Source organism: Rahnella rivi (assembly GCF_019049655.1).
Lineage (GTDB): Bacteria > Pseudomonadota > Gammaproteobacteria > Enterobacterales > Enterobacteriaceae > Rahnella > Rahnella rivi.
Genome location: NZ_JAFMOX010000052.1, coordinates 45,068 through 70,239, shown reverse-complemented (window position 1 = coordinate 70,239; position 25,172 = coordinate 45,068). Strand labels below are relative to the sequence as shown.

Genomic DNA, 25,172 nt, shown 5'->3' with positions numbered 1-25,172 from the left:
CAAGTCTACTGCGTTTGCCTCAAAATTCGGCGCTGATTCCGCCACGTGCAGGCAAAATCAGAATAGTGACAGAACATAAAAAATCTCATTTATTAACAACCTTTAAACATTAGTTGTTAAATCAATTCTTTAAAGGGAACTCACCCAATTGACGTGCGTCGCCCCCGGATGACCAGACTGCTCCGCATCGCGGCGGAATCGTTCGCGCATCTCAGACGGCGTTGCGCCGTAGAACTCATTGAAGTAACGGCGAAGCACGCTGAGCTCCAGTCCGCACTGGCGGGCAATGGCCGCCAGACTCTGATCGGACATCGACGAGGTGCGTAACAAACGCTTCGCCAGCAACACCCGCCGGCTGCGAATAAACTGAGCGATGCCGCCGAGGGGTTCGAATAACCGGTATAGCCCCGAACGGGAAATAGCAAAGTGCTTGCACAAGGCATCAATGCCGATCGGCTTGCTCAGGTGTTTTTCAATATGCAGACAGATACGCTCGAGGCGTGCGCTTTGCTCGAAGGGATGTTCCACCTTTTTCCCGGCAATAAGATGCAAGGTTTGCAGAAACACCGAGGCAGCACCTTCACCCGTACTCAGCACTTCCTGTTCGGTCATCTGGTCAAATACCTGCACCATGGTGGCAAAATGGTTGCGCAAAATAATGTTCACCGGAGATGAGGCCGGCACCCTCTTACCGTGCAGCGAGGCAATATCGACATTAAAATGCAGGCTGTGTTTGGGCATAATGATGTACTGATAAGTGCCCAGACGCGGTTTGACGTCTCCCGGATAGACGTGGATTTGTATCGGCTGCGACATATCCTGAATCAGGATATCGCCCTGTGCCAGTTGAAAACGTTCACCGAAGCACAGGCAATCCATACCGCCGATAATCACAATAAAAATCACGATATGATCGGGCATGGAGAACAGGTTTCCGTACTGGCGGTTAATATCGTGCTCACTCACCGTCAGAACGCCGCCAATCACGCGGCCAAAGTTATACCCTGTAACGCCCCAGTCAAACTCTTCCCGGTTCTTATCGGGCAGTTCCAGTTTGAAACCCGCACTCGACATTCCGTCTTCCCATTCATAAAAACGGGTTTCGAAATCCTGATAAATGTTGGCACCATCAACAATCTTTCGTGAAGACGAATCGCTCATTTTCGCACCGGGAATTAAGATAATTCCTAAAAGATACTCTACGCGATACCGGGAGATCAATCTCTGTACAAAAATAACGGGGAGGAAAAGAGATCGCCAATTTGTTATTCTTAACAGACGCTTTGTCACTCCCCGCCTCCCTTAACTCAAACGACTCACCAGGAACAGCCGATGGAAAAACGTAAAGTCCTGGATGAAGGACGTCAGTTAAAACGCATGAATGCCGAAACCCGGCGTCAGTCTCATATGCATAAATGGTTTGCGATTGTGGCAGCGCTCGACTGCGTGCTGGTCATTTTTTACGATCAGGATATGCGTAATATTGTCTTCTCGGCGGGGGTATGCATCGTTTGTACCGTACTGTGGTTAAAAGGCCGTAAACAGTCTCGCGGATACCGGCGTGAGTGGGACAAAAAATTCGGTACGAAGAAACATCTGTAGTTAAGACCTCAAGTTTAACGTCGGTCGTCTGCTTTCTTTACCGTCATCATTCCTGCCTTACGGGTGAATATGCCTTCTCCTGATAAAGAAAATCCTAATTTGTATTTTATTCAGCGCTCCGCACGACTGCGTGCAGGGGAAATCCCGTTTTCGTCCTGAAAAAAACGCGCTGACGGCAGTTGAACGTTATTCACCCGAATAAAATGTCGAATACTTTACTTAGCACATGATAACCAATTGAATTTTAAAATTTAAAAACAACCATAATATTCTCATCCAATTGTGAGTAATAATTGCAAAAACCTGATGAGCTTATTGCCTGACCTACGGGGCCACATCACTTACATTTTCTGCTCGGGGTAGTTAACTCATGCTTACTGATATTGCGATATGCCAGGCGGTTCTTGATGCCCTTCCCGAAGCCACGGTATTAAAAGATGATTCACGCAAACTGGTCTTTCTTAATCAAAAAGCGAGCGAATTTTATGGTCGCCCCAGGGAAGAGTTGATCGGTGAAGACGTGTCCTTTTTTACCGACCCGGAGCAGGCTGCACGTCAGCGCGAACGTGATATCGACGTGCTGGCAACAGGTGAAAAAACCGTTCATGAAGAAACGCTTATAGACCCGGCGGGCAAGCGACGAAATGTTCTGGTGCGTAAATCCCGCGTCACGCTTGAAGAGCGGCAATATATTCTGACGTCGATCATGGATATTTCTTTGCTGCGAAACTCCGAAGCGCAGATCCGCTATCTGGCCCGTCACGATGTATTAACCGGCCTGCCCAACCGCACGGCGTTAAATGAAGAACTCAGTCAGATCGCCGCGCAGAGAATGTATCGTCCGGAAACTTACGCCCTTTTTCTGCTTAACCTGAATGATTTTAATTACATCAACGATACCTACGGTTATCAGGCAGGCGACGCTATTTTATGTGAATTCGGTCAGCGTTTGCGCAATGAAGTCGGAACAACCGGCATTGTTTCGCGTATCGGGGGGGATGAATTTTCTATTATTCTGCGCGACAGCCCGACAAATGAAATGACGCAAAATCTGGCGCTGGAAATATTGGTCATGATGCGCCAGCCATTTGCTCTGACGCGGGCCAATCCTTTGATCACCCTGTCGTTTGGAATAGTCATGTTTGGCGCCGAGAATATTACCGCCGGTGAGATCATGCGCCGTGGAAATACCGCGCTGCTGGAAGCCAAACAACGGGGTAAAAATGTCTTTTCTTATTATTCCGAATTACTTGATGCCAGCACGGTCAGCAAACGCATTATGGTGAAAGCGCTGGCAGAATCCCTCTCACGTGAAGGGGATCTGTCCTGCGTTTATCAGCCTATTTTGCGCAGCCTCGATGAGAAAGTGGTGTGCGTGGAAGCACTGGCCAGATGGAATCACGGCGTGCTGGGGGCCGTCTCCCCGGTGCAATTTATCGCGCTGGCCGAAGAGACAGGCCTGGTGATTCAGCTCGGTGACATCGTTCTTCGCCAGGCATGTCGCGACATCAAGCCACTGGATAAGCTCAATCTGGCCATTAACGTCTCTGCTGTACAGCTCGGTGAACCCGACTTCGGCGCGCGGCTTTTGGCCTTGCTGAAGGAAGAGGATTTTCCGCCATCGCGGCTTGAACTCGAACTGACCGAAACGTCGGTGATGAATGCGAATGCCACCAGCCTCAGCCATCTGATGGAACTGCGTAAGCTTGGGGTCAAAATTTCTCTGGATGATTTTGGTACAGGTTATTCAAGTCTGAGTTTGCTGAAAGATATATCGGTAGACAGCGTGAAAATTGACCGTTCGTTTGTGCAGTACGTCACAGAAGTGAACGATACTGCCGCCATCGTGACCGCCGTCTCCCAGCTGGGTAATAAAATGCATCTCAACGTCATCGCCGAAGGCGTTGAAAATCAGTTGCAGAAATCCTTTTTAGTTTCAGCAGGTTGTTCACATCTCCAGGGGTATTTATTCTCCCGTCCTGTTTCGGTTGAGGTGTTACGTAACCTCCTGGGCGCCGAAATGGATATTTTAGCCAGCTCCTGAGGCGGCTCTCATAAGCGCCATAGATAACTCAAAACACCTTATTAATTCATTCAATTGGCACTGGCCCCTGTTTTACTGACATGATCCGTGGCTGATAAATAACGCCGTTTAAGGAATACATCATGTCATCGTTTTCAGGTATCTGGGTCCCACTGGTCACACCTTTCCATCAGGGTGAGGTCGACTTTACCGCACTGAAATCATTGTGCACCCGGCTGCTCAAACGGGGCGTGGATGGCGTTGTCGTCTGTGGAACAACCGGTGAAGCGCCGATGCTCACCAAAGAAGAACAGCTGCAGGTGTTAGATGCCGTGCTGGAAATCGTCCCCGGACATCAGGTGATTATGGGGTTGTCCGGCACGCATATGCCGGTGATCCGCGATATGCAGAATGCGATTTCACAGCGTCCGGTCGCCGGGCTGTTAGTGCCTGCGCCTTATTACATCCGCCCGTCTCAGCCCGCGCTGGTGGCGTGGTTTACTGAAATCGCCGATCAGGCCACGGTGCCGGTGATGATCTATAACATTCCTTATCGCACCGGTGTGCAGATGGAAATCGACACGCTGCGTCAATTGGCGAAACATCCGCAGATCACGGCCATCAAAGATTGCGGCGGCAGCATTGATCTGACGCTGTCGCTGATTGCTGACGGTGAGCTGGATGTGTTGTGTGGTGAAGATGTGCAGATTTTCTCGACGCTCAGTCTCGGCGGCGCCGGGGCTATTGCAGCCTCTTCGCATATTTTCCCGGAAGAGTTTGTCCGGCTTATCCGGGAGTTTAAAACTCAGGATATCGTCGCCGCGCGCAAAACTTTCTTTGGCCTGTTGCCCATGATTCGCCTGATGTTCTCCGCACCCAATCCGGCTGCGATAAAGTTTGCTCTGTCGCTGGACGGGCTGATGGCGAACGAATTACGTTCCCCCATGCTGCCTGCGCCCGAATCTGTTGAACAGGCCGTCCGCGATTATCTGAATCAGCACGCGCGTTAATTGCTGACTCCTGGCGAACCGCTTCAATGTTCACCATAAAGGCGACATAAGCACGGCAGGCGCAATTTAAACACTGACTTTTACTCCCGCCGGTTCTAGGATAGAAGCAGCGTGTCTATGCCCTGTCGCTGCCCGTGCACCACAGCATTGCCAGGGTTGGCCTGAGTCCTCATCAGATGGAGTAACTATGAAACTGTATTATAAGTCCGGCGCCTGTTCCCTTTCCCCGCACATTATTCTTCGCGAAGCCGATCTGGACTTCAGTATCGAAAAGGTCGATCTGGCAACCAAGAAAACGGAAACCGGCGATGATTTTCTGGCGGTGAACCCGAAAGGACAGATCCCAACGCTGTTGCTTAATGATGGCACCATCCTGACCGAAGGCGTGGCGATCGTGCAGTATCTTGCTGACCAGAAGCCAGACCGCCAGCTGATGCCGGAACAGGGTACGCTGGCCCGTTATCATGCGCTGGAATGGCTGAACTACATTGCGACCGAGTTGCACAAAGGTTTCTCTCCGCTGTTCAATCCGAAAACGCCGGAAGACTTCAAAGCAGTCACCCGTGACGCGCTGAGTAAGAAATTTGCTTACGTGAATGAGTCGCTGAAAAACAATCATTTCCTGCTGGGTGCACGTTTCAGCGTGGCCGATGCCTACCTGTTTACCGTCATGGGCTGGGCAAAAGCACTGAAATTCGACCTGAGCGCACTGACCGAGCTGAACGCCTATCTCGACAGAGTGGCAGCGCGACCGGCCGTTGATGCTGCGCTGACCGCCGAAGGTCTGAAATAAGTTTTTTGTGATGTGAATTTTGTCGCGGTTACAGACGGCAAAAATAAAACGCCCCGGCTGAATCAGCACGGGGCGTTTTTACTGGCACAAACTAAAGAGATAATTACAGCTTAACGGCCGGGAAATGATGTTCAGGTTTGACCATGTTGTCCTGCGCCGCCACGATTTGCAGTTCGTACTCGCCCATCGCGTGGGTCGCCAGCATCACTTCGTAAACCGCTGCGGTGACGTGCTCCAGCGCTTTATCCAGCGCTTCACCCTTCAGCAGATTTACCAGCAATAATCCGCTGGTCAGGTCACCGACGCCGACCGGCTGACGAACACCGAAATCGACCAGCGGGCGGTCGATATGCCAGGCTTCGTTTGCGGTAACCAGCAACATTTCAAAGCGGTCGCTGTGATACCCCGCCCGGCTCAGGTGTTTCACCAGCACAATTTTAGGGCCTTTGGCGATAAGCTCACGCGCTGTCGCAACGGCTTCTTCAACACTCGCCACCGCATGGCCGCCGAGTAATTCCAGCTCCAGCAGGTTTGGCGCGATGATATCGCAGTTAACCAGCGCCTGATTACAATGGAACTCCGCCACACCCGGCGCCACGATACAGCCTTTTTCAGGATGCCCCATGACCGGGTCGCAGAAATACCAGGCATCAGGATTCGCTGCTTTCACCAGACGGACAATCTCCAGAATGCTCTGGCCCTGCTCAGGCGAACCGATGTACCCGCTCAGTACCGCATCACAATCTTTCAGACGATCGATTTCCGCAATGCCCTGAGCGATGTCTGTCAGGTGCGTTGCAGGCATCACACAACCGGTCCAGTGCCCGTATTGCGTATGGTTAGAAAACTGAACGGTATTAAGAGGCCAGACATTCGCCCCCATGCGGCGCATAGGAAATTCTGCCGCGCTGTTACCGGCGTGACCAAAAACGGTGTGTGACTGGATAGAAAGAATGCTTTTCATGAGGAATTTCCGATAGCAACGTCATCGGGAGATGGCGGGATTACTGAGTTCACAGGACAAAAACGAGGGGCTGTAACGCCCCTCGTGATGCCGGTCGTAACGCTTACGCCCAGAGCAGCAGGGTGTAGTTCTTTTTACCGCGACGCAGCAAGGTATAACGACCAAACAGGCGATCACTGTCAGTAAAGTTGTATTCAGTGTCAGTCTGTTTTTCGCCGTTAATGGAAACTGCGTTTGAGGAAATCATGGTACGCGCCTGGCCTTTTGACGGGGCCATACCGGCAATCACCAGCGCCTGTTGCAGATCGGTATCACGTGGCACTTCAAACAGCTCGAGGCCATCCTGCGCCAGCTGGCCGAAATCGACTTCGGTCATTTCGCTCAGCGAACCTGAGAACAGGCTCTGGGTGATACGTTTGGCTGCAGCCAGACCTTCGGCGCCATGCACCATGCCGGTGACTTCTTCCGCCAGCACATATTGCGCGCGCGGTGCTTTGCCGCTGTTTTTATCTTCTTCTTCCAGCGCATTGATCTCTTCAATGCTCATGAAGGTGAAGAACTTCAGGAAGCGATAAACGTCTGCATCGGCGGTGTTGATCCAGAACTGGTAGAATTTGTACGGGCTGGTTTTCTTCGGATCCAGCCAGACTGCGCCGCCCTCGGTTTTACCGAATTTGGTGCCGTCAGATTTGGTGATTAACGGAACGGTCAGGCCGAACACTTGTTTCTGATGCAGACGACGCGTCAGATCGATACCTGACGTAATGTTGCCCCACTGATCGGAGCCGCCAATTTGCAGTTCCACCTTGTGCAGGTCGTACAGTGAAGAGAAATCGTAACCCTGCAACAGGTTGTAAGAGAATTCGGTGAAGGAGATGCCGCTGTCATCGCGGTTCAGACGCTGTTTCACCGCTTCTTTGTTGATCATCTGGTTAACAGAGAAATGCTTACCGATGTCACGCAGGAAAGTCAGCACATTCATGCCGCCAAACCAGTCGTAGTTGTTTGCCGTAATGGCGCTGTTTTCACCGCAGTTGAAATCCAGGAACGGAGAAACCTGATGACGGATTTTCTCAACCCATTCGTTTACCGTTTCGTTGGTATTCAGCTTACGTTCGGTGGCTTTGAAGCTTGGGTCGCCGATAAGGCCGGTCGCGCCGCCCACCAGTGCAACAGGCTTATGCCCGTTAAGCTGGAAACGCTTCAGGCAAAGCAATGGCACCAGATGCCCCAAATGCAAGCTGTCTGCGGTAGGATCGAAACCGCAATACAGTGCAATTGGCCCTTGCGCCAGTCGCTCTGCTAACGCTTCTTCATCCGTCACCTGGGCAACGAGGCCCCGCTCTTGCAATTGTTTAATCAGGTTGCTGCTCGCCATCAAAGACTCCATTTATTAAGTACTGAACCTGTGCAGATTCATGTCCGGCATCATGCCGCGCATGTGCCTTTTCTCTCACCATTAAGGGGAACGCCATAGAATAAAGCGCTCGTCGCCCGAGCGCTAGGGAATCGCGTGTTTTTTCGTGGTTAAGGGGCGAGGCGGTCTATTTTCCAGCCAGTTTGGCTTTCGGCGGTGTCACGCTGATAAATGAACCGATCGTGCAGACGGTGTTCGCCGCCCTGCCAGAACTCCATCGAATCCACTTTCACGCGAAAACCACCCCAGAAACTCGGCAACGGGACTTCGCCTTTGCTGAACTTCTGTTTCAGTTCGAGGAATTTACTTTCCAGCACGCCGCGCGCCGAAATCCGGCTGGACTGCTGTGAAACCCACGCGCCGATCTGGCTGTCTTTCGGGCGGCTGGTGAAATACTTCATCACCTCGAGCGTGGATAGACGCTCAGCCTGACCGAGCACAATCACCTGACGGTCAAGCATATGCCACGGGAACAGCAGACTGATGCGGGAGTTGTTCGCCAGCTGTTGTGCTTTGCGGCTGCCCAGATTGGTGTAGAACACCAGCCCTTTTTCATCGTAATGCTTGAGTAACACGATCCGCTGGTAAGGCTGACCCTGTTCATCGACCGTCGCCACGACCATTGCTGTCGGATCCGCCAGTTTCGCGTCACACGCTTGTTTCAGCCAGTGCTCAAACAAAGGCAGCGGCTCAGCAGTCAGATCGGCGCGACGCAGCCCGCCGCGCGTGTATTCCCGGCGCGAGTCAGCAACATCAAATTCATTATTATCAGCCATATGGGTTCAATTGCATCTCAACAAAAGGTAATGGCATTGTGCACCCGCCGCGTCAGGATCTCAATGTTCCTGACGCGGCGGGTTGGGAAAGGCTAAGGGGGTTATTTCTGCACGCAGTCATCGATGATGACGTTATCACCACGCTGTACGAAGGCCTGACTGCCTTTCGACCAGAAGGTGTAACGGCTGTCGCTGTATTTAGTGCCGGAGGCGGATTCCACCTGTTTCAGTTTCAGTTGCTCACCGTCGAGCACCATGCTCACCTGCTGCGCCGGTTTATCGAGCGTGACGGTCAGCGGCAAAGTGCCGCACTGATAATGTAACTCCTGCGTCGGGCTCTCAGCCTGATGTTGAAACTGGCTACATCCGGCCAGCGTTAATCCTGCTAAAGCAGCGAAAATCGCCTTTTTCATTTTGTGCTCCCTGATTGTTTTTAGTCTCTCTCAGTTATGTACCACGCCCGCTGGCGCGGCACATTGAGATAAAACCGAGAACGCATCAGGATCGGGGGGAAACCACCGGATATATGGCACCGAGCACGGTTTCGCGGCTGGCGCCGGTCACGGAGGGCAGATTACCCGACTGGCCGGATAACGTGCGGAACGCCAGCCAGGCAAACGCCAGCGCTTCCATGTCATCACCGCTGATGCCAAAGGCATCCGTGGTACACACTTCGGTGCCTGGCAACATGGCGGAGAGCCGTGCCATCAGCAACGGATTTCGGGCACCACCGCCACACACCATCAGACGATCGCAGCCGCCGGTCAGTTGAACCTGTTCGGCAATACTGACGGCCGTCAGTTCGGTCAGCGTGGCCTGCACATCGACCGGAGAGATTTCGTGGCCGCGCGCCAGCTGTTTCTCCAGCCACGCCATGTTGAAGTATTCGCGTCCGGTGCTTTTCGGCGCTGGCTCGGCAAAATAGGCGTCAGAAAGCATCTGCTGCAGCAACCGTAAATTCACCCGCCCCTGAGTCGCCCATTCCGCGTTTTTGTCGTAAGGCTGATGCTTGTGACGCAAGATCCAGGCATCCATCAGCATGTTGCCGGGGCCGGTATCATAGCCACGGACCGGTTGTCCGGGCAGAAGCATTGAAAGGTTGGCGATGCCGCCGATGTTGAGGATCATTCTCCGTTCGGCCGTATCGGCCAGCAATGCCTGATGGAACGCAGGCACCAGCGGCGCGCCCTGCCCGCCCCACGCCATATCTCGGCGGCGGAAATCCCCTACGGTCGTGATACCGGTCATGGCCGCAATGCGGTTGTTATCACCCAGTTGCATGGAAAATGTGGTGTCACCTTTTGGCTGATGCCAGACAGTCTGGCCGTGGCAACCAATCGCCGTGACTTCCTCGGGTGAAATTCCTGCGCTTTTCAGTAAGCCCAACACCGCTTCCCCGAAGAGAATACCCAGTTGCGTGTCCAGCTCACCGACCTGTTGCAGTGTCACCTGCTGTCCCTGACACATTCCCAGCACGGCATTTTTCAGCGCGATGGGGATGGGATGCGAATAACTTGCCTGCTGCGCCACCATGCGTTCATCAATGGCCGCCAGCACCACATCCACGCCATCCAGACTGGTGCCGGACATCACGCCAATATAGCGACCCGACTTTATAGATAACATCCTTCACTCCTCACTAAAAAGTGCCGACAGGGTTTGACACAGAGTAGGCAGAATTACGATGACAACACCATGAATTACTGAATTTTTATTACGCCTTGTGATGACTCCGTGTTTTTCATCCCACGTTTTCCTCTTTCAGAAATATCCACAATGTAAAAATCAACATTTAACTATGTTAACTGCCGGTGTTTTTGATTTAACACAAAGCTGTCTTAAACTTAAACCTGCGTTTATTATTAGTTGAGGCGAACTTCGGTATACTCGAAGACAGTTAAGTGAATATGGTATATGACAGCCTCGACAGTGATGTTGAACTGTGTATCGGTTTTTCTCTGTTGTTGTCTCTACCCTGAAAGATGTGCAGCAGCATATAAAGGAGCTATTTATGATTAAGCGTTTACTGGTCGTCGCACTTGCCGGCGTTTCCCTTGCTGGCTGCGTCAGCGATAATTCTCTGTCTGGCGACGTTTACTCCTCTTCGCAGGCCAAACAAATCCAGCAGGTTACCTACGGCACCATCGTTTCTACCCGTGCAGTACAGATTCAGGGTGGCGATGATTCCAACATTATCGGCGCGCTGGGCGGTGCCGTGTTAGGGGGCTTCCTGGGTAATACCGTCGGTGGTGGTACCGGTCGTAGTCTGGCAACCGCTGCGGGCGCAGTGGCCGGTGGCGTGGCGGGTCAGGGCGTTCAAAGCACCCTCAACCGTTCTAACGGTGTAGAGCTGCAAATCCGTCGTGATGACGGGTCAACGATTCAGGTTGTTCAGAAAGCCGGTGCGACTAAATTCAGCGTCGGACAACGTGTCAGCATGGCCAGCAGTGGCAGCACTATCACGGTTTCTCCGGGTGCCTGATAGTTTCTCAGTCTGTAAGACAGCCTGAAACCAAAAAACCGAAGCCAAAGGCTTCGGTTTTTTTATGGGCAACCCTTAAAGAAAGAGTCAAAGCAACGCTGTGTGACGTGAACAGAACAAAAGTGATTTATGATTTGCTTTGCAATGCAGCAATATTTTTTTCCAGGCGAGACAACATCCCCCCCAGTTGTTCAATTTCAGCAGCAGACATACCGGACAAAATTTCTTTGCGCGTTGAGTCAATCACCGTCTCCATTTCATGGATGATCGGCGCAGATTCTTCGGTGAGTTTGATGCGTTTGGCGCGGCGATCGCTGGCGCAGGTCTGCCGGGTGATCAACTTCTTTTCTTCGAGCTGATCCAGCGTGCGGACCAGAGAAGGCTGCTCGATACCGATGGCTTTCGCCAGCTGAATTTGTGACTGTTCCGGAGGTAACATATTGATATTGTGCAATGTTACCCAATGCGTTTGCGTGAGTTCTAACGGCTTTAGCCGATCGTCAATCAACGCACGCCAGGCACGAACTAATCGTGCTAGATCTGACCCCAGATTCGATTCCAATTATCCCCTCCTTATAATTAGCATGCTAAGATAACTCCCCAGAGTTTAGCTTAGTTTTAGGAACTTTAATCGAGAAATTACAATTCTATATATAATGGTAGGTACTGTTGCATCCGGAAGCGGCCACAATGCTTCCAAAGGTAAACTCGTTTATAACACAATCACCGGCAGAGATTAATATTGTGAATGCGCAAATGTTTCACGCAGGCTTCCCGCTCCCCGATTTGGTCGTCGGTGCCTCACTTTATTTCCCCCCGATGTTTAAAGCATTTTTACTGGGACTGGTTTTTTGGCTTTTGATTCATCGGGTGGTACGTGACTGGATTTATTCCGGCGAAGTCTGGCATCCGACGCTGATGGATTTATCCCTGTTTGTGATCTGTATTTGCGCCGCACTGTTGCTTATGGTGAACCTCTGAAAATGAAATTCAAAACCCTTAAATATTTCTCAACTGTGCTGGTTTTCGCGGTCGCAATATGTGCCGGATGGTGGATGTGGAATTACTACATGCAATCCCCGTGGACGCGGGATGGTAAGGTGCGGGCTGAAATTGTTGATATCACTCCGGAAGTCTCAGGCCGGATCATTGACATTAATGTGCATGATAATCAGTTTGTTAAAAGTGGCGATCCGCTGTTCAGCCTGGATCCGGTCCCCTTTAAAATTGCCGTCGATAATGCCGAAGCGGCGCTGGCGAAAGCGGCAGCGGATTTAGCCAAAGCCAATCATGAAGCCGCGCGCCGTCGTGGTCTGGGCACCAACGTTATTTCTGCCGAGTCACTGGATGAGTCCAATATTAGCGCCAAAGCCATGCAGGCGGCTTATCAGGGGGCGCAGTCCTCATTAGAACAAGCCAAATGGAATTTGAGTAAAACCAATATTGTCGCCCCCACTGACGGTTATATAACCAATCTGCAAACCCGCAAAGGCAATTATGCCACCACCGGCACACCTCTGGTCGGCCTGGTGGATATTCATTCTTTCTATGTGCTGGGTTATTTCGAAGAAACCAAACTGAAAAATATCCGTGAAGGGGATCTGGCGGACATCACTTTATTTAACGGTAATATTCCTCTTAAAGGCCATGTGGAAAGTATTGGGCGGGCGATTTATGACCAGAGCCTGGACGCCTCTGACGACCTGCTGATGAACGTCAAACCGAATGTACCCTGGGTGCGTCTGGCGCAGCGTGTGCCCGTGCGCATCAAGCTCGACACGGTCCCCGCAAACACCATTCTGGTTGCAGGCACCACCTGCACCATTTCAATCCTTAATTAAGGCCATGCCGTGAATTTCTCCTGGCTGGAATGGAAGAATACCCCGTGGGGAAAAGCCACCGGCGGCCAATGGCGGTACGCCCTGCGCAACTCCATCGCCATGATACTGGCGCTGTATATCGCCTTTGAATTTCAGATGGATGAACCCTACTGGGCGTTAACTTCCGCAGCGGTAGTCAGCTTTCCCACCGTGGGCGGCGTGATCAGTAAAAGTATCGGCCGTATTATTGGCAGCCTGCTCGGTGCGATGGGGGCCGTCTTTATCGCCGGGCATTGTCTCAATGAACCCTGGCTTTTCACGCTGGCCATCGCCACCTGGCTTGGCCTGTGTACTTACGTCTCCAACCATTATCAAAACAACGTCTCATACGCTTTCGCGCTGGCCGGTTACACGGCGGCAATCATTGCGTTTTCAACCGTCGACGTCACGGATCCTACCCAAATTTTTGACATCGCTCAGGCGCGAGTAGGTGAAGTGATCACCGGTATTTTATGCGGTGGTTTCATGATGATGGTGCTGCCCAGCACGTCGGACGGCGATGCCCTGCTCACCTCTTTGCGCAAAATGCACACCCAGTTACTGGAACATGCGCAACTGTTATGGAATGCAGAAATCAATGACCAAATCCGAAGTTCTCACGAGGGGCTGATCGGTCAGATACTGACGCTGAATCTGTTACGTATTCAGGCGGTCTGGAGCCATTACCGGCTACGTCGTCAAAACAATGTGCTTAATTATTTGCTGCACCAGCAACTGCGCATGACCAGTTTTATTTCCAGCCTGCGCCGCATGTTACTGAACTGGCCGCAGCCGCCTGAAAATCTTGCTCAAGTCCTGAGTATTTTGCTCGATGAACTGCGTAAACCCGACACCGACAAATACCGGCTTTCGCAGATCCTTCTGCTGATAAAACCTCAGGACACCGCCGATTTTCGCCATCAGGCGTTTTGGACGCGTTTGCGCGATTTCTGCTGGCTGTACGTGCGCAGCGAACGTTGGTTACGCCGCGTGGAGAACGCTAATGTGGCCGAAGCCGAAACCCTTCAGCCGCCAAAAATCACCCATCTGGCGCAGCATACAGATACCGTTGAAGCCGCTTATAACGGCCTGCGAACGTTCCTGTGCATTGTGATCGGTTGCGCGTTCTGGATGACAACGCAATGGGATTCCGGCGCCGGTGCCGTGGCGCTGACGGCGGTCAGCTGTGTGCTCTACTCCTCCACCGCGTCTCCCATCAGCAGCGTGACATTGCTGATCAAATCCCTGGGGTTACTGTTTATCGGCTGCTTTGTGCTTAAGTTCGGGCTGATGATTCAGATCGATAACTTCTGGGTGTTCTGTGCCTTTTTCCTGCCAATGCTGGTCACCATGCAAATGATGAAACTGCAATATAAACGCTTTGCCGGATTGTGGGGGCAGATGATCGTGTTTATGGGCTCGTTTCTTGCGGTCACTAACCCGCCGGATTATGACTATGGTGCGTTCATGAACGACGGCGTGGCAAAAATCGCGGGCGTAATGTTAGCCGGCATTGCGTTTCAGGTTTTGCGGCCAAGCTCTGATAAGCGCAAAAGCCGTCGCATAATCCGGGCACTGCGCCGGGATTTCATGGATCAACTTAGCCGCAAACCCTCCCTGAGCCATTTCCAGTTTGAATCACTGATTTATCACCGGATGAACCAGCTGAGTCAGAGTAAAGATCAGATTTCCCGCACATGGCTGTTGCGCTGGGGCGTGGTGCTGCTCAACTGCAGTCACATCGTCTGGCAGTTACGCGAATGGGAAACCCGCTCCGATCCGCTGTCAGCGGTGCGCGACGTCTGTATTCATTGTCTGAAGGGTGTGATGACCGAGCGCGGTGTCAGTCATGAAAATCTGGATGCGACACTTACGGAATTATTGCGCATGAGCAACTCGCTGGCGCATCATCCTGAACCTGCGGCGCGTGAACTGGCGGGGGTAATCTGGCGGTTGTACTGCTCACTGTCACAACTTCAACAGGCGATTTCGACGGAAGATGGCCCGGCGGATCCTGCGTTAACCACCACAAAACCCGCCTGACCATTCACCCGCAAAGGGTTACGGAACGTCGTAACCCAGCGCCGCTTTGCGAATACGGAACCACTGCTGGCGGGTCATCTCCAGAGACAACGCTTTGTACGCAGACTGCACGCGTTCAATTTTACCGGAACCGATAATCGGCAACGGCTGCGACGGCAGACGCATGATCCAGGCATACACCACCTGTTCGATAGTGTCGGCGCCGGTTTCATTCGCCACGTTTTGCAGCTCATCGCGCAGCGGCTGGAACCCGGCTTCACTGAACAAACGGCCGCCTCCCAGGCATGACCAGGCCATCGGTTTAATGCGTAATTGCTGGCATTGATCCAGCGTCCCGTCGAGGATCGCAGGCTGATGGATAGGAGAGATTTCAACCTGATTGGTGACCAGCGAAAACGGCAGGCGTGACTGCAACAGGCTGAACTGTGCTGGCGTGAAGTTAGAGACGCCGAAGTGTTTTACTTTGCCGCTTTTGTGCAGTTGTGTGAACGCTTCTGCCACTTCGTCGGCATCCATCAGCGGGTCCGGGCGGTGGATCAACAGCAGATCCAGATAATCAGTGTGCAGATTGGTCAGGGATTTTTCCGCGCGTGCAATGATGTACTGCGCATCAGTAATGTAATGCCCGATTTTATTGTCAGGATCGGCAGTGGTGGCAATACCGCATTTACTGACCAGCTCCATTTGCTCACGCAGCGCCGGTTTTAAGCGCAGAGCCTCACCAAATGCCGCTTCACACTGATAACCTCCGTAAATGTCAGCATGATCGACGGTGGTAATGCCCAGTTCGATATGCTGTTGCATAAACGTCTGAATCTGCTGCGCTGTCATCTCCCATTCCATCAGACGCCAGTAACCGCAAATCAGCGTTGATAAAACCGGGCCTTGTGGCGATAAAGGGGTACGTGGATCCATGATCATCTCCTTATTTTTGATATTTTCGACCAACAGAATACACAACGGCCATCGCGCTGTATTGATGCTGACAGGCAGAAACAAAAGGATGTGAAGCTGAGACGCCCGCTTTGATGATTAAAACAGCTCCGGCTGCTCCGGCTGAGGTTCATCGGGTGTTTTTCCGGCGCGCTGCTGACGCAACAACCGCTGCTGACATAAACGCAGCACATGGCGTTTTTCGGTGTCGGTCATTTTTATCCAGCCAAAGCGTTCATCGCGGCTGCGCAGGCAACCGCGGCAATAGCCCCGTTCGTCGGCCTGGCAGATGCCACGGCACGGGCTGGGGATGTCAAAAAACTCGAGCTGCTGAGCCACAGGCCCTCCGCAAATAGTGCTGAACTTTTATTCAAGACGTTTTCCCGCCATCCCGCAAGGTGAATCATGTCATGCATTTCATTCTTCAAATTACTGCAACACTGATCTGCTACCGTCCGTTCAGCCATTTCACCTGTCGGAAATGGTCAGACTGTTTCGCCTGCCCTCATCAAGAAAACAGAAATTTGCCCTCACCTCAGCCGGCACCCGCCGGCTCTTTTTTATTCTTTTTCTGTTCCTGAACCCGCCATGCACACCCGGCTATGAGAGATATTTCGCGAAAAAGCACCGTGCGCGTAGTCACCGGCAATGAAGATGGGATAAAAAAGACACCATTATTTAAGATCGTTTGACGTGAGTGAGATCCCTTAACGTCTTACCGATCAGTCCATTAACGTTGGAGTTTTTGACATGACCAGGCTTTTCTCCCCGATTGTTGTCGGTAAAAATACCTTACCGAATCGAGTATTTATGGCTCCACTGACCCGTCTGCGCAGCATTGAACCGGGTGATATCCCGACGCCGCTGATGGGCGAATACTATGCCCAGCGCCACACCTCTGGCCTGATCATCACTGAAGCGACGCAGGTTTCTTTCCAGGCGAAAGGTTATGCGGGCGCACCCGGTTTGCACACGCCTGAGCAGGTCGCTGCGTGGAAGAAAATCGTTGCAGGCGTTCATGATAAAAAAGGACATATCGCCGTTCAGCTGTGGCACACCGGGCGTATCTCACACAACAGTGTGCAGCCGGACAATCAGACACCGGTTGCGCCTTCTGCCGTCAACCCCAATACCCGCACCAGTCTGCGTGATGAGCAAGGCAACGCGATCCGCGTCGACTGCCCTACTCCGCGTGCGTTAGAACTGAGTGAAATTCCGGGCATCATCAATGATTTCCGTCACGCTGCGGCCTGCTCTGCAGAAGCCGGTTTCGATTACATCGAACTGCATGCTGCGCATGGTTATCTGTTGCACCAGTTTATGTCTCCGGCGTCTAACCTGCGTGAAGACCAGTACGGTGGCAACATTGAAAACCGCACACGCCTGACGCTGGAAGTGGTGGATGCTGCGATTGAAGAGCTCGGCGCAGAACGTGTGGGTATCCGTATTTCACCACTGGGACCGTTTAACGGCCTGGATAACGGTGAAGATCAGGTGCAGGCAGCCATCTATCTGCTGGATGAACTGAACAAACGTAAACTGGCTTATCTGCATATTTCTGAGCCTGACTGGGCTGGTGGTAAGCCTTACACCACTGAGTTCCGTGAGGTGATCCGCGCGCATTATCAGGGCGTGATTGTCGGTGCCGGCGCTTACACGGCTGAGAAAGGCGAAGAACTGATCGAAAAAGGTTACATCGATGCCGTAGCCTTTGGCCGCAGCTACATCGCTAACCCGGATCTGGTTGAGCGTCTGAAATCTCATGCACCGCTTAACGAGCCAAAACCCGAAACCTTCTACGGCGGCGACGCTCAGGGTTATACCGATTACCCGACCCTGTAATGATATAAAAGTTATCTCCACTTTTCGGCGACCGATGCCCTCCGGCCGCCGTTTTTTTGGTCAGAGATCCAGCAGCTGTTCGGGGTTTTACAGACAAAACCGCCGCTATCGGTTAGGCTGAAACTGATTATTCTCATCCTGCAAATAAAGAGGAACCTATGCGTTTACTCCATACCATGCTTCGCGTTGGCGATTTACAACGCGCAATCAGCTTCTACACCGACGTTTTAGGCATGCGCCTGCTGCGTACCAGTGAAAATACGGAATACAAATATTCGCTGGCTTTTGTTGGCTACACGGATGAAAGCGAAGGCGCAGTCATTGAGTTAACCTACAACTGGGGCGTTGACAGCTATGACATGGGCACTGCCTATGGGCACATCGCGTTAGGCGTGGATAACGTGGCGCAAACCTGCGACGACATCCGTAACGCAGGTGGCAAAGTCACCCGTGAAGCGGGCCCGGTCAAAGGCGGCTCCACCATTATCGCTTTTGTTGAAGATCCGGACGGCTACAAAATCGAGCTGATCGAATCCAAACACGCAGGCCAGGGTCTGGGCAACTGATCCGTTGCGTGCAGTCTCAGGGCGCGAAAGCGCCCTTTTTTTTGCCCACTGAAATGTCGAATATTCGCCACACGCCTGCAACTCGCGGCAAAATTTGTCATAATGTGCGCTGAATTCGATAAAGATAAGAAACTAATGGCCGAGAATAGTGACATTAACGCCCTGAGAGGCCGTTTTCGTGGTTTTTATCCGGTAGTGATCGATGTTGAAACTGCCGGATTCAATGCCAAAACTGATGCGCTGCTGGAAATTGCCGCCATCACGCTAAAAATGGACGAAGACGGCTGGCTGGAAAGCGACGAGACGGTCCATTTCCACGTCGAGCCTTTCGAGGGTTCCATTCTGGTGCCAGAGGCGCTGGCGTTTAACGGTATCGACCCGACAAATCCGTTGCGTGGTGCGGTCAGCGAATATGACGCCCTGCATGAGATTTTCAAAGTCATTCGTAAAGGGATGAAAGAGCAGAACTGCAACCGCGCGATCATCGTGGCGCACAACGCCAATTTTGATCACAGCTTCCTGATGGCCGCCGCCGAACGCGCCGGGCTGAAACGTAACCCGTTCCATCCGTTCGCGACCTTTGATACCGCAGCGCTGAGCGGGCTTGTTCTCGGGCAGACGGTGCTGGCAAAAGCCTGTATCAGCGCGGGGATGGTCTTTGACAGCAGCCAGGCGCACTCCGCCTTGTATGACACAGAGCGCACGGCTGAACTGTTCTGCGAGCTGGTAAACCGCTGGAAGCGCCTGGGCGGCTGGCCGCTGGCCATCAGCGCCGAAGAGCAGGAAGACGAAACCGCATCAGAAGAACATCAGCAGTAAGCGGTTGACGTGAAGGAACACGCTGACGGACAAACAGGCCGGACGCATAAAAACAAAAAGAGCGACGCAATGTCGCTCTTTTTATTGTCATCAGCAGCCCTGAAGGCGGCCAATTTCCGCTGCTGATTACTCTTCAGATTCAGAAGATTTGTATTTCTCAGCGGTTTCTTTGATCAGCTGTTGCAGTTCGCCACGCTGATACATTTCAATCACGATGTCACAACCGCCGACCAGTTCACCATCAACCCACAGCTGCGGGAAGGTAGGCCAGTTAGCAAATTTTGGCATCTCTGCGCGGATATCCGGGTTCTGCAGGATATCGACGTAAGCGAAACGTTCACCACAGGCAGACAATGCCTGAACTGCTTGTGCAGAAAAACCGCAGCTTGGCAGTTTTGGCGAGCCTTTCATGTACAGCAGAATCGGGTTTTCAGAAACTTGCTTCTGAATTTTTTCAATTGTTGGAGTGGTCATTTCTTGCTTCCTCAAGCCGGTACAGGCTGTCACGGTCATTACTCTTCACGCGCAGCACAAAAAAGTGCTGAATCACATTGCCCTCTATTGTAACGATGGCAGCTATCAGATAAAAACGCCATTTTTTGCAGGGTCTTTCGCAATACTGACATTTTATTTCACTATTTTAAGTGCCTGCGTGCGGGCTCACTAAAATAAAGATTCATCGAGAATAACATTTTTGGCGATGACATTAACCAGGGATTTGCATTTCGCCATGGTTTAACACAAATATTAACCTACTGAAAAATGGTCATTTTATTCACTAAAAATGGCGTTTATTTCGACGTTTTAAAAGCTATTAACTTTTTCTCACAATATGATCTAGAATCGATGCAATTCGTGCTGTTTTGTCTGGTTCTTTTAGGCAATACTCTGACATCTCTGATGTTTAACCTAACCACCTATGGTAACGAAGCTATGCGCTTACTGTTCACGCTTTTTGTGCTGCTCTTTACCCAGCTGTTTCTGAATATTGCTCATGCGTCACCGCAGAGTCGTGTTTCTGCCGATCAGCGAAAGAGTCATGTTAATCAGGTTGCCCCTGAGGAACGTCGAAAGCGAAAAACGGTTGCAGCGAAAACCACTAAAAAAACCAAAGTGGCACCGGTGAAAGAACAACAGAGTCAGGAAAAAAATGCCAGGAAGAGAGTCAAAAGCACCGAACTGGTGACGCGAAAGGCCTCTTCTGTCAAAACAGTGAAAACGACGCGAGCTGAAAGTAAGGCCGAGAGTAAGAAAGAAAAATCACTCAAAACCACCAGAGCTGAAACCAAAGCAGATAAGAAAAGTAAAACCCGGGCTTTGGCGAAAAACGCCACTGTAAAGACCAGCAAGAAAGAAGCGTATGGCCGACACCGAAAAGGCAAGAAATTAGCCGAAGAAGACAGCAAGCCCATTACGTTAAGCGCAACCCACAAGAAACGTTATCAGCATGCTCAGCAAACGGCGATGACCAAGCTGATGCACCAGGTCGGCAAACCTTATCGCTGGGGTGGAACCTCCCCCAATACCGGTTTCGATTGCAGTGGTTTAGTGTATTACGCGTATAAAGATCTGATTCGTATCAAAATGCCACGCACTGCCAACGAGATGTACCACCTGCGCGATGCCGCACCGGTGAAACGCGGTGAACTGGAGTCCGGCGATCTGGTCTTCTTTAGAATTAATAACCGTGGTGCCGCGGACCATGTCGGGGTATACGTAGGTAACGGCAAGTTTATTCAGTCTCCGCGTACCGGTGAAGACATCAAAATTACCTCACTGGGCGACGATTACTGGCAAGATCATTATGTAGGTGCACGTCGGGTAATGACCCCGAAAACGATCCGATAATAAGCAGTTCGTTAAATTTGAAGTTCCGCTAATCATCACTGAATAGCATTTAACGAAGCGTTTGTGCAGGGAAGAATGTCGGCGAAAAGGTCAGTGTGCAAAATTGAAAAGGGCGATCCCTGTATCAGGGTTCGCCCTTTTTGTTGCCCGATGACAGAGCTTTTAGTTCATCACTGCGGTGAAGCTGAAAGCGATAATCATAAGCAACGCGCAAACGGTGGTAATCAACGACAATTTCAGATTACTGTCCATAAAACCCCCTTACGGATCAATTGTGGCGTTTCATTAAGCCACATAAAATGTGTGCCAACGCATTTTCTCATACTTCATCGCTAAAATCCCGCGTTGATTCATGCGCGATATTCCACAATAACACTTCCACTTTGCTGCATTATAAGAGAAAATTGTCGGTTACCACGCCTGTGTGCCGGTCGATTTCACCCGAGAGCGTTTTGCGCCTCACTCTGACGAATCCACCCAACGATTTCACTGCCTTTTTAAAAGTCCGCAGTGAAATCCACGCAAGCAAACGATTAACATAATGCTAACGTGCTGAAACACGTGAGTTCAGGAGTCATTGTTTACATGGCAACGATTAAAGATGTCGCTAAGCGCGCTGGCGTTTCCACCACAACCGTGTCGCACGTCATCAATAAAACACGTTTCGTCGCCGAAGACACCAAAACCGCGGTTCTGCTGGCTATTAAAGAGCTTCACTACTCGCCAAGCGCCGTTGCGCGCAGCCTTAAGGTCAATAACACCAAAACCATTGGCCTGCTGGCGACCTCAAGTGAAGCGCCCTACTTTGCCGAAGTCATTGAAGCCGTTGAAAACAGCTGTTTCTCCAAAGGCTACACGCTGATTTTGTGTAACTCGCATAATAATCTGGAGAAACAACAGGCCTATCTGCAAATGCTGGCGCAAAAACGCGTCGACGGCTTGCTGGTAATGTGCGCGGAATATCCGGATGAACTGCTGAATATGCTGGAAGAATACCGCTCCATTCCGATGGTCGTCATGGACTGGGGCGAGGCGCGCAAAAACTTCACTGACAGCATTATCGATAACGCCTTTGAAGGCGGTTATATGGCCGGTCGTTATCTGATTGAACGCGGGCATCGTGATATTGGCGTGATCCCAGGGCAACTGGCGCGTAATACCGGTGGCGGTCGTTTCCAGGGTTTCGTCAAGGCGCTGAACGAAGCCAACATTCCTCTGCGCGAAGAGTGGGTGGTTCAGGGTGATTTCGAACCGGAATCGGGTTATCAGGCGATGCACAAAATCCTGATGCAGAAACAGCGCCCTACCGCTGTTTTCTGTGGCGGTGATGTGATGGCGATGGGGGCTATCTGTGCGGCAGATGAGCTCGGTTTACGCGTACCGCAGGATATTTCGGTGATCGGATATGACAATGTGCGAAATGCGCGTTATTTCTCTCCGGCGTTAACTACTGTGCATCAGCCGAAAGAGCGTCTGGGCGAAATGGCGTTTACCATGCTGCTGGACAGAATTATCAGCAAACGTGAAGAATCACAGACCATTGAGGTTCATCCCAAACTGGTCGAGCGCCGTTCAGTAGCTGACGGCCCTTTCCGCGATTATCGCCGTTAACAAAAATCTGACGCCTGCCTGTGCAGGCGTTTTTTCTCGTCCCGATGAATACTGGCTTCCAGTATCAGCAGCGTTTAAGCAGCGACGATGAGGGTATTCACTCCTGGCAGGCCAATGCGGGGGTAAGAGTTACGTTCTGACCAAACATTTATCACACCAGCCAACATCCGCCTCCCGGAGAGGTGGATGTTTATTTTCTAATCCCGTAACCATTCCTGATTCATCGTTTCTGTATCGCCCATGTATTCCAGCAGCCAGGCCAGCGAAGGAGAGGAATTACTCTGATCCCACGTCAGGCAACACGGGCTGTCAGGGAAGGTATTCTCCAGCGCCAGAACCTGTAATTTCTGCTGTTCAATCTGGTGACTCACGCGATGAACCGGCATCATCCCTACGCATAAACCTTCGCTCAGACACTCCAGCGCGCAAGTCCAGTCAGGCACGACCAGGCGCCGCTGATTATCCAGCGTCCAGGTATCACGCTTGGGTAAAGTGCGCGAGGTATCCTCCAGACACAGCGCCGGATAAGGCCGCAGTTGATCATCGTTCAGTGCGCCGGAGAGTTGCGCAAGCGGATGCTGAGGGCTGACGACACAGTGCCAGTCCATAAAACCCATATCGCGAAAACTGAAACGCCCGCCCACCGGCACCGCCCGCGTCGCGCCAATTGCCACGTCTGCGCGGCCATCGACCAGTGCATCCCAGACGCCGTTAAATACTTCGGAATGAATGATAAGTTCCGTATCGGGGAAATGACGGTAGAAATCGAGCACCAGCCGCCGCGTTCTGGCGGGTTTCACAATTCGGTCTACCGCCACCCGCAGTTCGCCACGCCAGCCGTTTGCAACCTGCTGGCACTGCCGACGCGTAGCTATCATTTTTTTTGTCAGAATCCGTGCTTCATCAACGAAAACTTTTCCGGCAGGCGTCAGCACCACGTCACGGTGACGCCGTTCAAACAAAGGAACAGCCAGCCAGTTCTCCAGCTGACGAACGGTATAGCTGATGGCAGAAGGCACACGGTGAAGATCCTGCGCTGCTGCGCTGAAACTACCGGTACGTGCCACCGCATCAACCACTTCAAGGGCGTATTCTGACCACATCACTTAGCCTTCAATATTTTTCACAGCAGATTGCAAATATTAGCGTTTCACAAGACTGTTATCAAAGCGTTAAACTCTGCATCCCAACTGTTTTCTGCATTACATCATCTGCAATACATAAATTAACGAGACAATAATGAAACCCTCCTTTGGATTTATGCTCTATCTCGCCGGATTGAGCATGCTCGGCTTTTTAGCCACAGATATGTATCTTCCCGCCTTCAGCGCGATGCAAATCAGCCTGATGACCAGTCCGGGCATGATCAGCGCCAGCCTGAGTATTTTCCTCGGCGGTTTCGCGATCGGGCAACTGCTCTGGGGCCCCCTCTCCGACCGCATTGGCCGTAAACCGGTGCTGATTATCGGCCTGACGCTGTTTGCCATTGGCTGTCTGGGTATTTTGTGGGTGGAAAATGTGCGTGCGCTGCTGGCGCTGCGTTTCTTACAGGCCGTTGGTGTGTGTGCCGCCGCAGTCACATGGCAGGCGATCGTCGTTGACCGTTTCTCACCGGATGTGGCGAAAAAAACCTTCGCCAGCATCATGCCGCTGGTCGCACTCTCGCCGGCTCTGGCACCGCTGCTCGGCGCATGGGTACTGAATCACTTTGACTGGGAAGCGATTTTCGCTCTGCTGACGGGGGTCACGGTGATCCTCCTTATCACCACGTTGACCTTGCGTGATAAGAAGCACGCAGAACATCCGCCCGAAAATAAAGCCGGTTTTGGTACTTTGCTCACTTCCCGTATTTACACGGGTAATGTGATGATTTACGCCGCCTGCTCTGCGGGTTTTTTCGCATGGCTGACCGGTTCACCGTTCATTTTGAGTGATATGGGTTACACACCGGCGGTTATTGGCCTGAGCTACGTACCGCAGACCATTGCGTTCCTGCTGGGGGGTTTTGGTTGCCGGTTAATGATCAGCAAAATGGATGGCAACAAAATTCTGCCATTTTTATTAGCAGGTTATTGCCTGAGCGTTGTCTGGCTGTTTGTTATTGCCATGTTCACCGATGCCGGTTTAGTGAGTCTGTTGATTCCGTTCTGTTTGATGGCTTTGGTGAATGGCGCAATCTATCCAATTGTCGTCGCAAATGCATTAATGCCATTTCCTGCTAATACAGGCAAAGCCGCCGCGTTGCAGAATACCCTGCAGTTAGGGCTATGTTTTATTGCCAGTCTGATGGTTTCCGCATTTATTGCGCAACCTCTTATGGCGACAGTTACCACCATGCTGTCTACACTCATCTTGGTAGTTTTAGGTCGCTGGTTGTCACAACGACAAACAAAACGCCAGGCAGACAGCGAAGAGTCCTGTCAGCAGACTGAAGCACGCTCTACTCACTGATCGCGATAATGACCTTGAGTTACAATCACTTAAAGGTCATTAGTTCTCAAGTCGATTAACTATTGAGAATGCATGCAGGCGAGCCTATACTCAATAAAACCTCTAAAAATAACACTTTTACAAAATCTTTATT

At 51.6% G+C, this 25,172-nt stretch carries 26 protein-coding genes; 14 read left to right on the top strand and 12 right to left on the bottom strand.

Going from position 1 to position 25,172, the window contains the following annotated elements:
* Window positions 1-129 precede the first annotated feature (129 nt).
* Entirely contained in the window at window positions 130-1,161 is a 1,032-nt protein-coding gene (locus tag J1779_RS07045) for an AraC family transcriptional regulator (RefSeq protein WP_056773665.1), read from the bottom strand.
* A gap of 171 nt (window positions 1,162-1,332) precedes the next feature.
* Between J1779_RS07045 and J1779_RS07040 the strand changes: the two genes are divergently transcribed.
* From J1779_RS07040 to gstA, 4 genes are all read left to right on the top strand, one after another.
* The gene (locus tag J1779_RS07040; RefSeq protein ID WP_056773662.1) at window positions 1,333-1,602 is read left to right on the top strand and encodes a hypothetical protein; all 270 of its coding nucleotides are present in this window, start codon (window positions 1,333-1,335) and stop codon (window positions 1,600-1,602) included.
* Between the two features lie 370 nt (window positions 1,603-1,972).
* On the top strand, window positions 1,973-3,646 hold the full coding sequence (locus tag J1779_RS07035; RefSeq protein WP_056773659.1) for a putative bifunctional diguanylate cyclase/phosphodiesterase: 1,674 nt from the start codon (window positions 1,973-1,975) through the stop codon (window positions 3,644-3,646).
* Window positions 3,647-3,768: 122 nt separating this feature from the next.
* Window positions 3,769-4,635 (top strand): 4-hydroxy-tetrahydrodipicolinate synthase, encoded by an 867-nt coding sequence (gene dapA, locus J1779_RS07030; protein WP_217203277.1) that lies wholly within the window; start codon window positions 3,769-3,771, stop codon window positions 4,633-4,635.
* Window positions 4,636-4,822: 187 nt separating this feature from the next.
* On the top strand, window positions 4,823-5,428 hold the full coding sequence (gstA, locus tag J1779_RS07025) for a glutathione transferase GstA (protein ID WP_217203276.1): 606 nt from the start codon (window positions 4,823-4,825) through the stop codon (window positions 5,426-5,428).
* Between the two features lie 103 nt (window positions 5,429-5,531).
* Here the strand turns inward: gstA and pdxY are convergent, their stop codons facing one another.
* From pdxY to anmK, 5 genes are all read right to left on the bottom strand, one after another.
* Window positions 5,532-6,392, bottom strand: coding sequence for a pyridoxal kinase PdxY (pdxY, locus tag J1779_RS07020; RefSeq protein ID WP_056773648.1), 861 nt, complete (start codon window positions 6,390-6,392; stop codon window positions 5,532-5,534).
* A gap of 103 nt (window positions 6,393-6,495) precedes the next feature.
* Complete coding sequence (tyrS, locus tag J1779_RS07015; protein WP_056773644.1) at window positions 6,496-7,770, bottom strand: tyrosine--tRNA ligase; 1,275 nt, start codon at window positions 7,768-7,770, stop codon at window positions 6,496-6,498.
* Window positions 7,771-7,919: 149 nt separating this feature from the next.
* Window positions 7,920-8,585, bottom strand: coding sequence for a pyridoxamine 5'-phosphate oxidase (gene pdxH, locus J1779_RS07010; protein WP_056773638.1), 666 nt, complete (start codon window positions 8,583-8,585; stop codon window positions 7,920-7,922).
* Window positions 8,586-8,686: 101 nt separating this feature from the next.
* The gene (locus J1779_RS07005; protein ID WP_056773634.1) at window positions 8,687-8,998 is read right to left on the bottom strand and encodes an MliC family protein; all 312 of its coding nucleotides are present in this window, start codon (window positions 8,996-8,998) and stop codon (window positions 8,687-8,689) included.
* A gap of 85 nt (window positions 8,999-9,083) precedes the next feature.
* The gene (anmK, locus tag J1779_RS07000; protein ID WP_217203336.1) at window positions 9,084-10,202 is read right to left on the bottom strand and encodes an anhydro-N-acetylmuramic acid kinase; all 1,119 of its coding nucleotides are present in this window, start codon (window positions 10,200-10,202) and stop codon (window positions 9,084-9,086) included.
* Window positions 10,203-10,596: 394 nt separating this feature from the next.
* Between anmK and J1779_RS06995 the strand changes: the two genes are divergently transcribed.
* Window positions 10,597-11,067, top strand: coding sequence for an outer membrane lipoprotein (locus J1779_RS06995; protein WP_056773629.1), 471 nt, complete (start codon window positions 10,597-10,599; stop codon window positions 11,065-11,067).
* Between the two features lie 127 nt (window positions 11,068-11,194).
* Here J1779_RS06995 and slyA read toward each other — a convergent pair whose 3' ends face one another.
* On the bottom strand, window positions 11,195-11,629 hold the full coding sequence (slyA, locus tag J1779_RS06990) for a transcriptional regulator SlyA (protein WP_056773626.1): 435 nt from the start codon (window positions 11,627-11,629) through the stop codon (window positions 11,195-11,197).
* A gap of 194 nt (window positions 11,630-11,823) precedes the next feature.
* Between slyA and J1779_RS06985 the strand changes: the two genes are divergently transcribed.
* Genes J1779_RS06985 through J1779_RS06975 form a run of 3 tightly spaced genes read left to right on the top strand, consistent with a single transcriptional unit; the run spans window position 11,824 to window position 14,969 of the window.
* Window positions 11,824-12,048 carry a DUF1656 domain-containing protein gene (locus J1779_RS06985; RefSeq protein WP_056773732.1) on the top strand — a complete coding sequence of 75 codons (225 nt, stop codon included), beginning with the start codon at window positions 11,824-11,826 and terminating at the stop codon, window positions 12,046-12,048.
* Window positions 12,049-12,050: 2 nt separating this feature from the next.
* On the top strand, window positions 12,051-12,908 hold the full coding sequence (locus J1779_RS06980; RefSeq protein WP_056773621.1) for an efflux RND transporter periplasmic adaptor subunit: 858 nt from the start codon (window positions 12,051-12,053) through the stop codon (window positions 12,906-12,908).
* A 9-nt stretch (window positions 12,909-12,917) separates the two neighbouring features.
* The gene (locus tag J1779_RS06975; protein ID WP_217203274.1) at window positions 12,918-14,969 is read left to right on the top strand and encodes an FUSC family protein; all 2,052 of its coding nucleotides are present in this window, start codon (window positions 12,918-12,920) and stop codon (window positions 14,967-14,969) included.
* 18 nt (window positions 14,970-14,987) lie between these two features.
* Here J1779_RS06975 and J1779_RS06970 read toward each other — a convergent pair whose 3' ends face one another.
* Entirely contained in the window at window positions 14,988-15,884 is an 897-nt protein-coding gene (locus J1779_RS06970; protein WP_217203273.1) for an aldo/keto reductase, read from the bottom strand.
* Between the two features lie 117 nt (window positions 15,885-16,001).
* Window positions 16,002-16,241, bottom strand: coding sequence for a DUF1289 domain-containing protein (locus J1779_RS06965; RefSeq protein WP_056773615.1), 240 nt, complete (start codon window positions 16,239-16,241; stop codon window positions 16,002-16,004).
* Window positions 16,242-16,652: 411 nt separating this feature from the next.
* Between J1779_RS06965 and nemA the strand changes: the two genes are divergently transcribed.
* The 3 genes from nemA (at window position 16,653) to rnt (ending at window position 19,129) form a co-directional block, all read left to right on the top strand.
* Window positions 16,653-17,744, top strand: a complete 1,092-nt coding sequence (gene nemA / locus J1779_RS06960; protein WP_217203271.1) for an alkene reductase — start codon at window positions 16,653-16,655, stop codon at window positions 17,742-17,744.
* Window positions 17,745-17,902: 158 nt separating this feature from the next.
* Complete coding sequence (gene gloA, locus J1779_RS06955; protein WP_056773609.1) at window positions 17,903-18,310, top strand: lactoylglutathione lyase; 408 nt, start codon at window positions 17,903-17,905, stop codon at window positions 18,308-18,310.
* Window positions 18,311-18,412: 102 nt separating this feature from the next.
* On the top strand, window positions 18,413-19,129 hold the full coding sequence (gene rnt / locus J1779_RS06950) for a ribonuclease T (RefSeq protein ID WP_072158074.1): 717 nt from the start codon (window positions 18,413-18,415) through the stop codon (window positions 19,127-19,129).
* 126 nt (window positions 19,130-19,255) lie between these two features.
* On the opposite strand, the gene J1779_RS06945 is transcribed toward rnt, so the two are convergent.
* Window positions 19,256-19,603: a Grx4 family monothiol glutaredoxin gene (locus tag J1779_RS06945; RefSeq protein ID WP_056773605.1), complete on the bottom strand. Its 348-nt coding sequence runs from the start codon at window positions 19,601-19,603 to the stop codon at window positions 19,256-19,258.
* A gap of 459 nt (window positions 19,604-20,062) precedes the next feature.
* Here J1779_RS06945 and J1779_RS06940 point away from each other — a divergent pair, with 459 nt between their 5' ends.
* Entirely contained in the window at window positions 20,063-20,977 is a 915-nt protein-coding gene (locus tag J1779_RS06940; RefSeq protein WP_217203334.1) for a C40 family peptidase, read from the top strand.
* A gap of 162 nt (window positions 20,978-21,139) precedes the next feature.
* Here J1779_RS06940 and cydH read toward each other — a convergent pair whose 3' ends face one another.
* A complete protein-coding gene (gene cydH / locus J1779_RS06935; RefSeq protein WP_122095584.1) occupies window positions 21,140-21,229 on the bottom strand; it encodes a cytochrome bd-I oxidase subunit CydH in 90 nt (29 codons plus the stop codon).
* Between the two features lie 333 nt (window positions 21,230-21,562).
* On the opposite strand from cydH, the gene purR reads away from it, so the two are divergent.
* Window positions 21,563-22,588, top strand: a complete 1,026-nt coding sequence (gene purR / locus J1779_RS06930; protein WP_056773596.1) for an HTH-type transcriptional repressor PurR — start codon at window positions 21,563-21,565, stop codon at window positions 22,586-22,588.
* 197 nt (window positions 22,589-22,785) lie between these two features.
* Here the strand turns inward: purR and punR are convergent, their stop codons facing one another.
* Complete coding sequence (punR, locus tag J1779_RS06925; RefSeq protein ID WP_122095585.1) at window positions 22,786-23,691, bottom strand: DNA-binding transcriptional activator PunR; 906 nt, start codon at window positions 23,689-23,691, stop codon at window positions 22,786-22,788.
* Between the two features lie 136 nt (window positions 23,692-23,827).
* Between punR and punC the strand changes: the two genes are divergently transcribed.
* A complete protein-coding gene (gene punC, locus J1779_RS06920) occupies window positions 23,828-25,039 on the top strand; it encodes a purine nucleoside transporter PunC (protein WP_056773587.1) in 1,212 nt (403 codons plus the stop codon).
* Window positions 25,040-25,172: the final 133 nt, after the last annotated feature.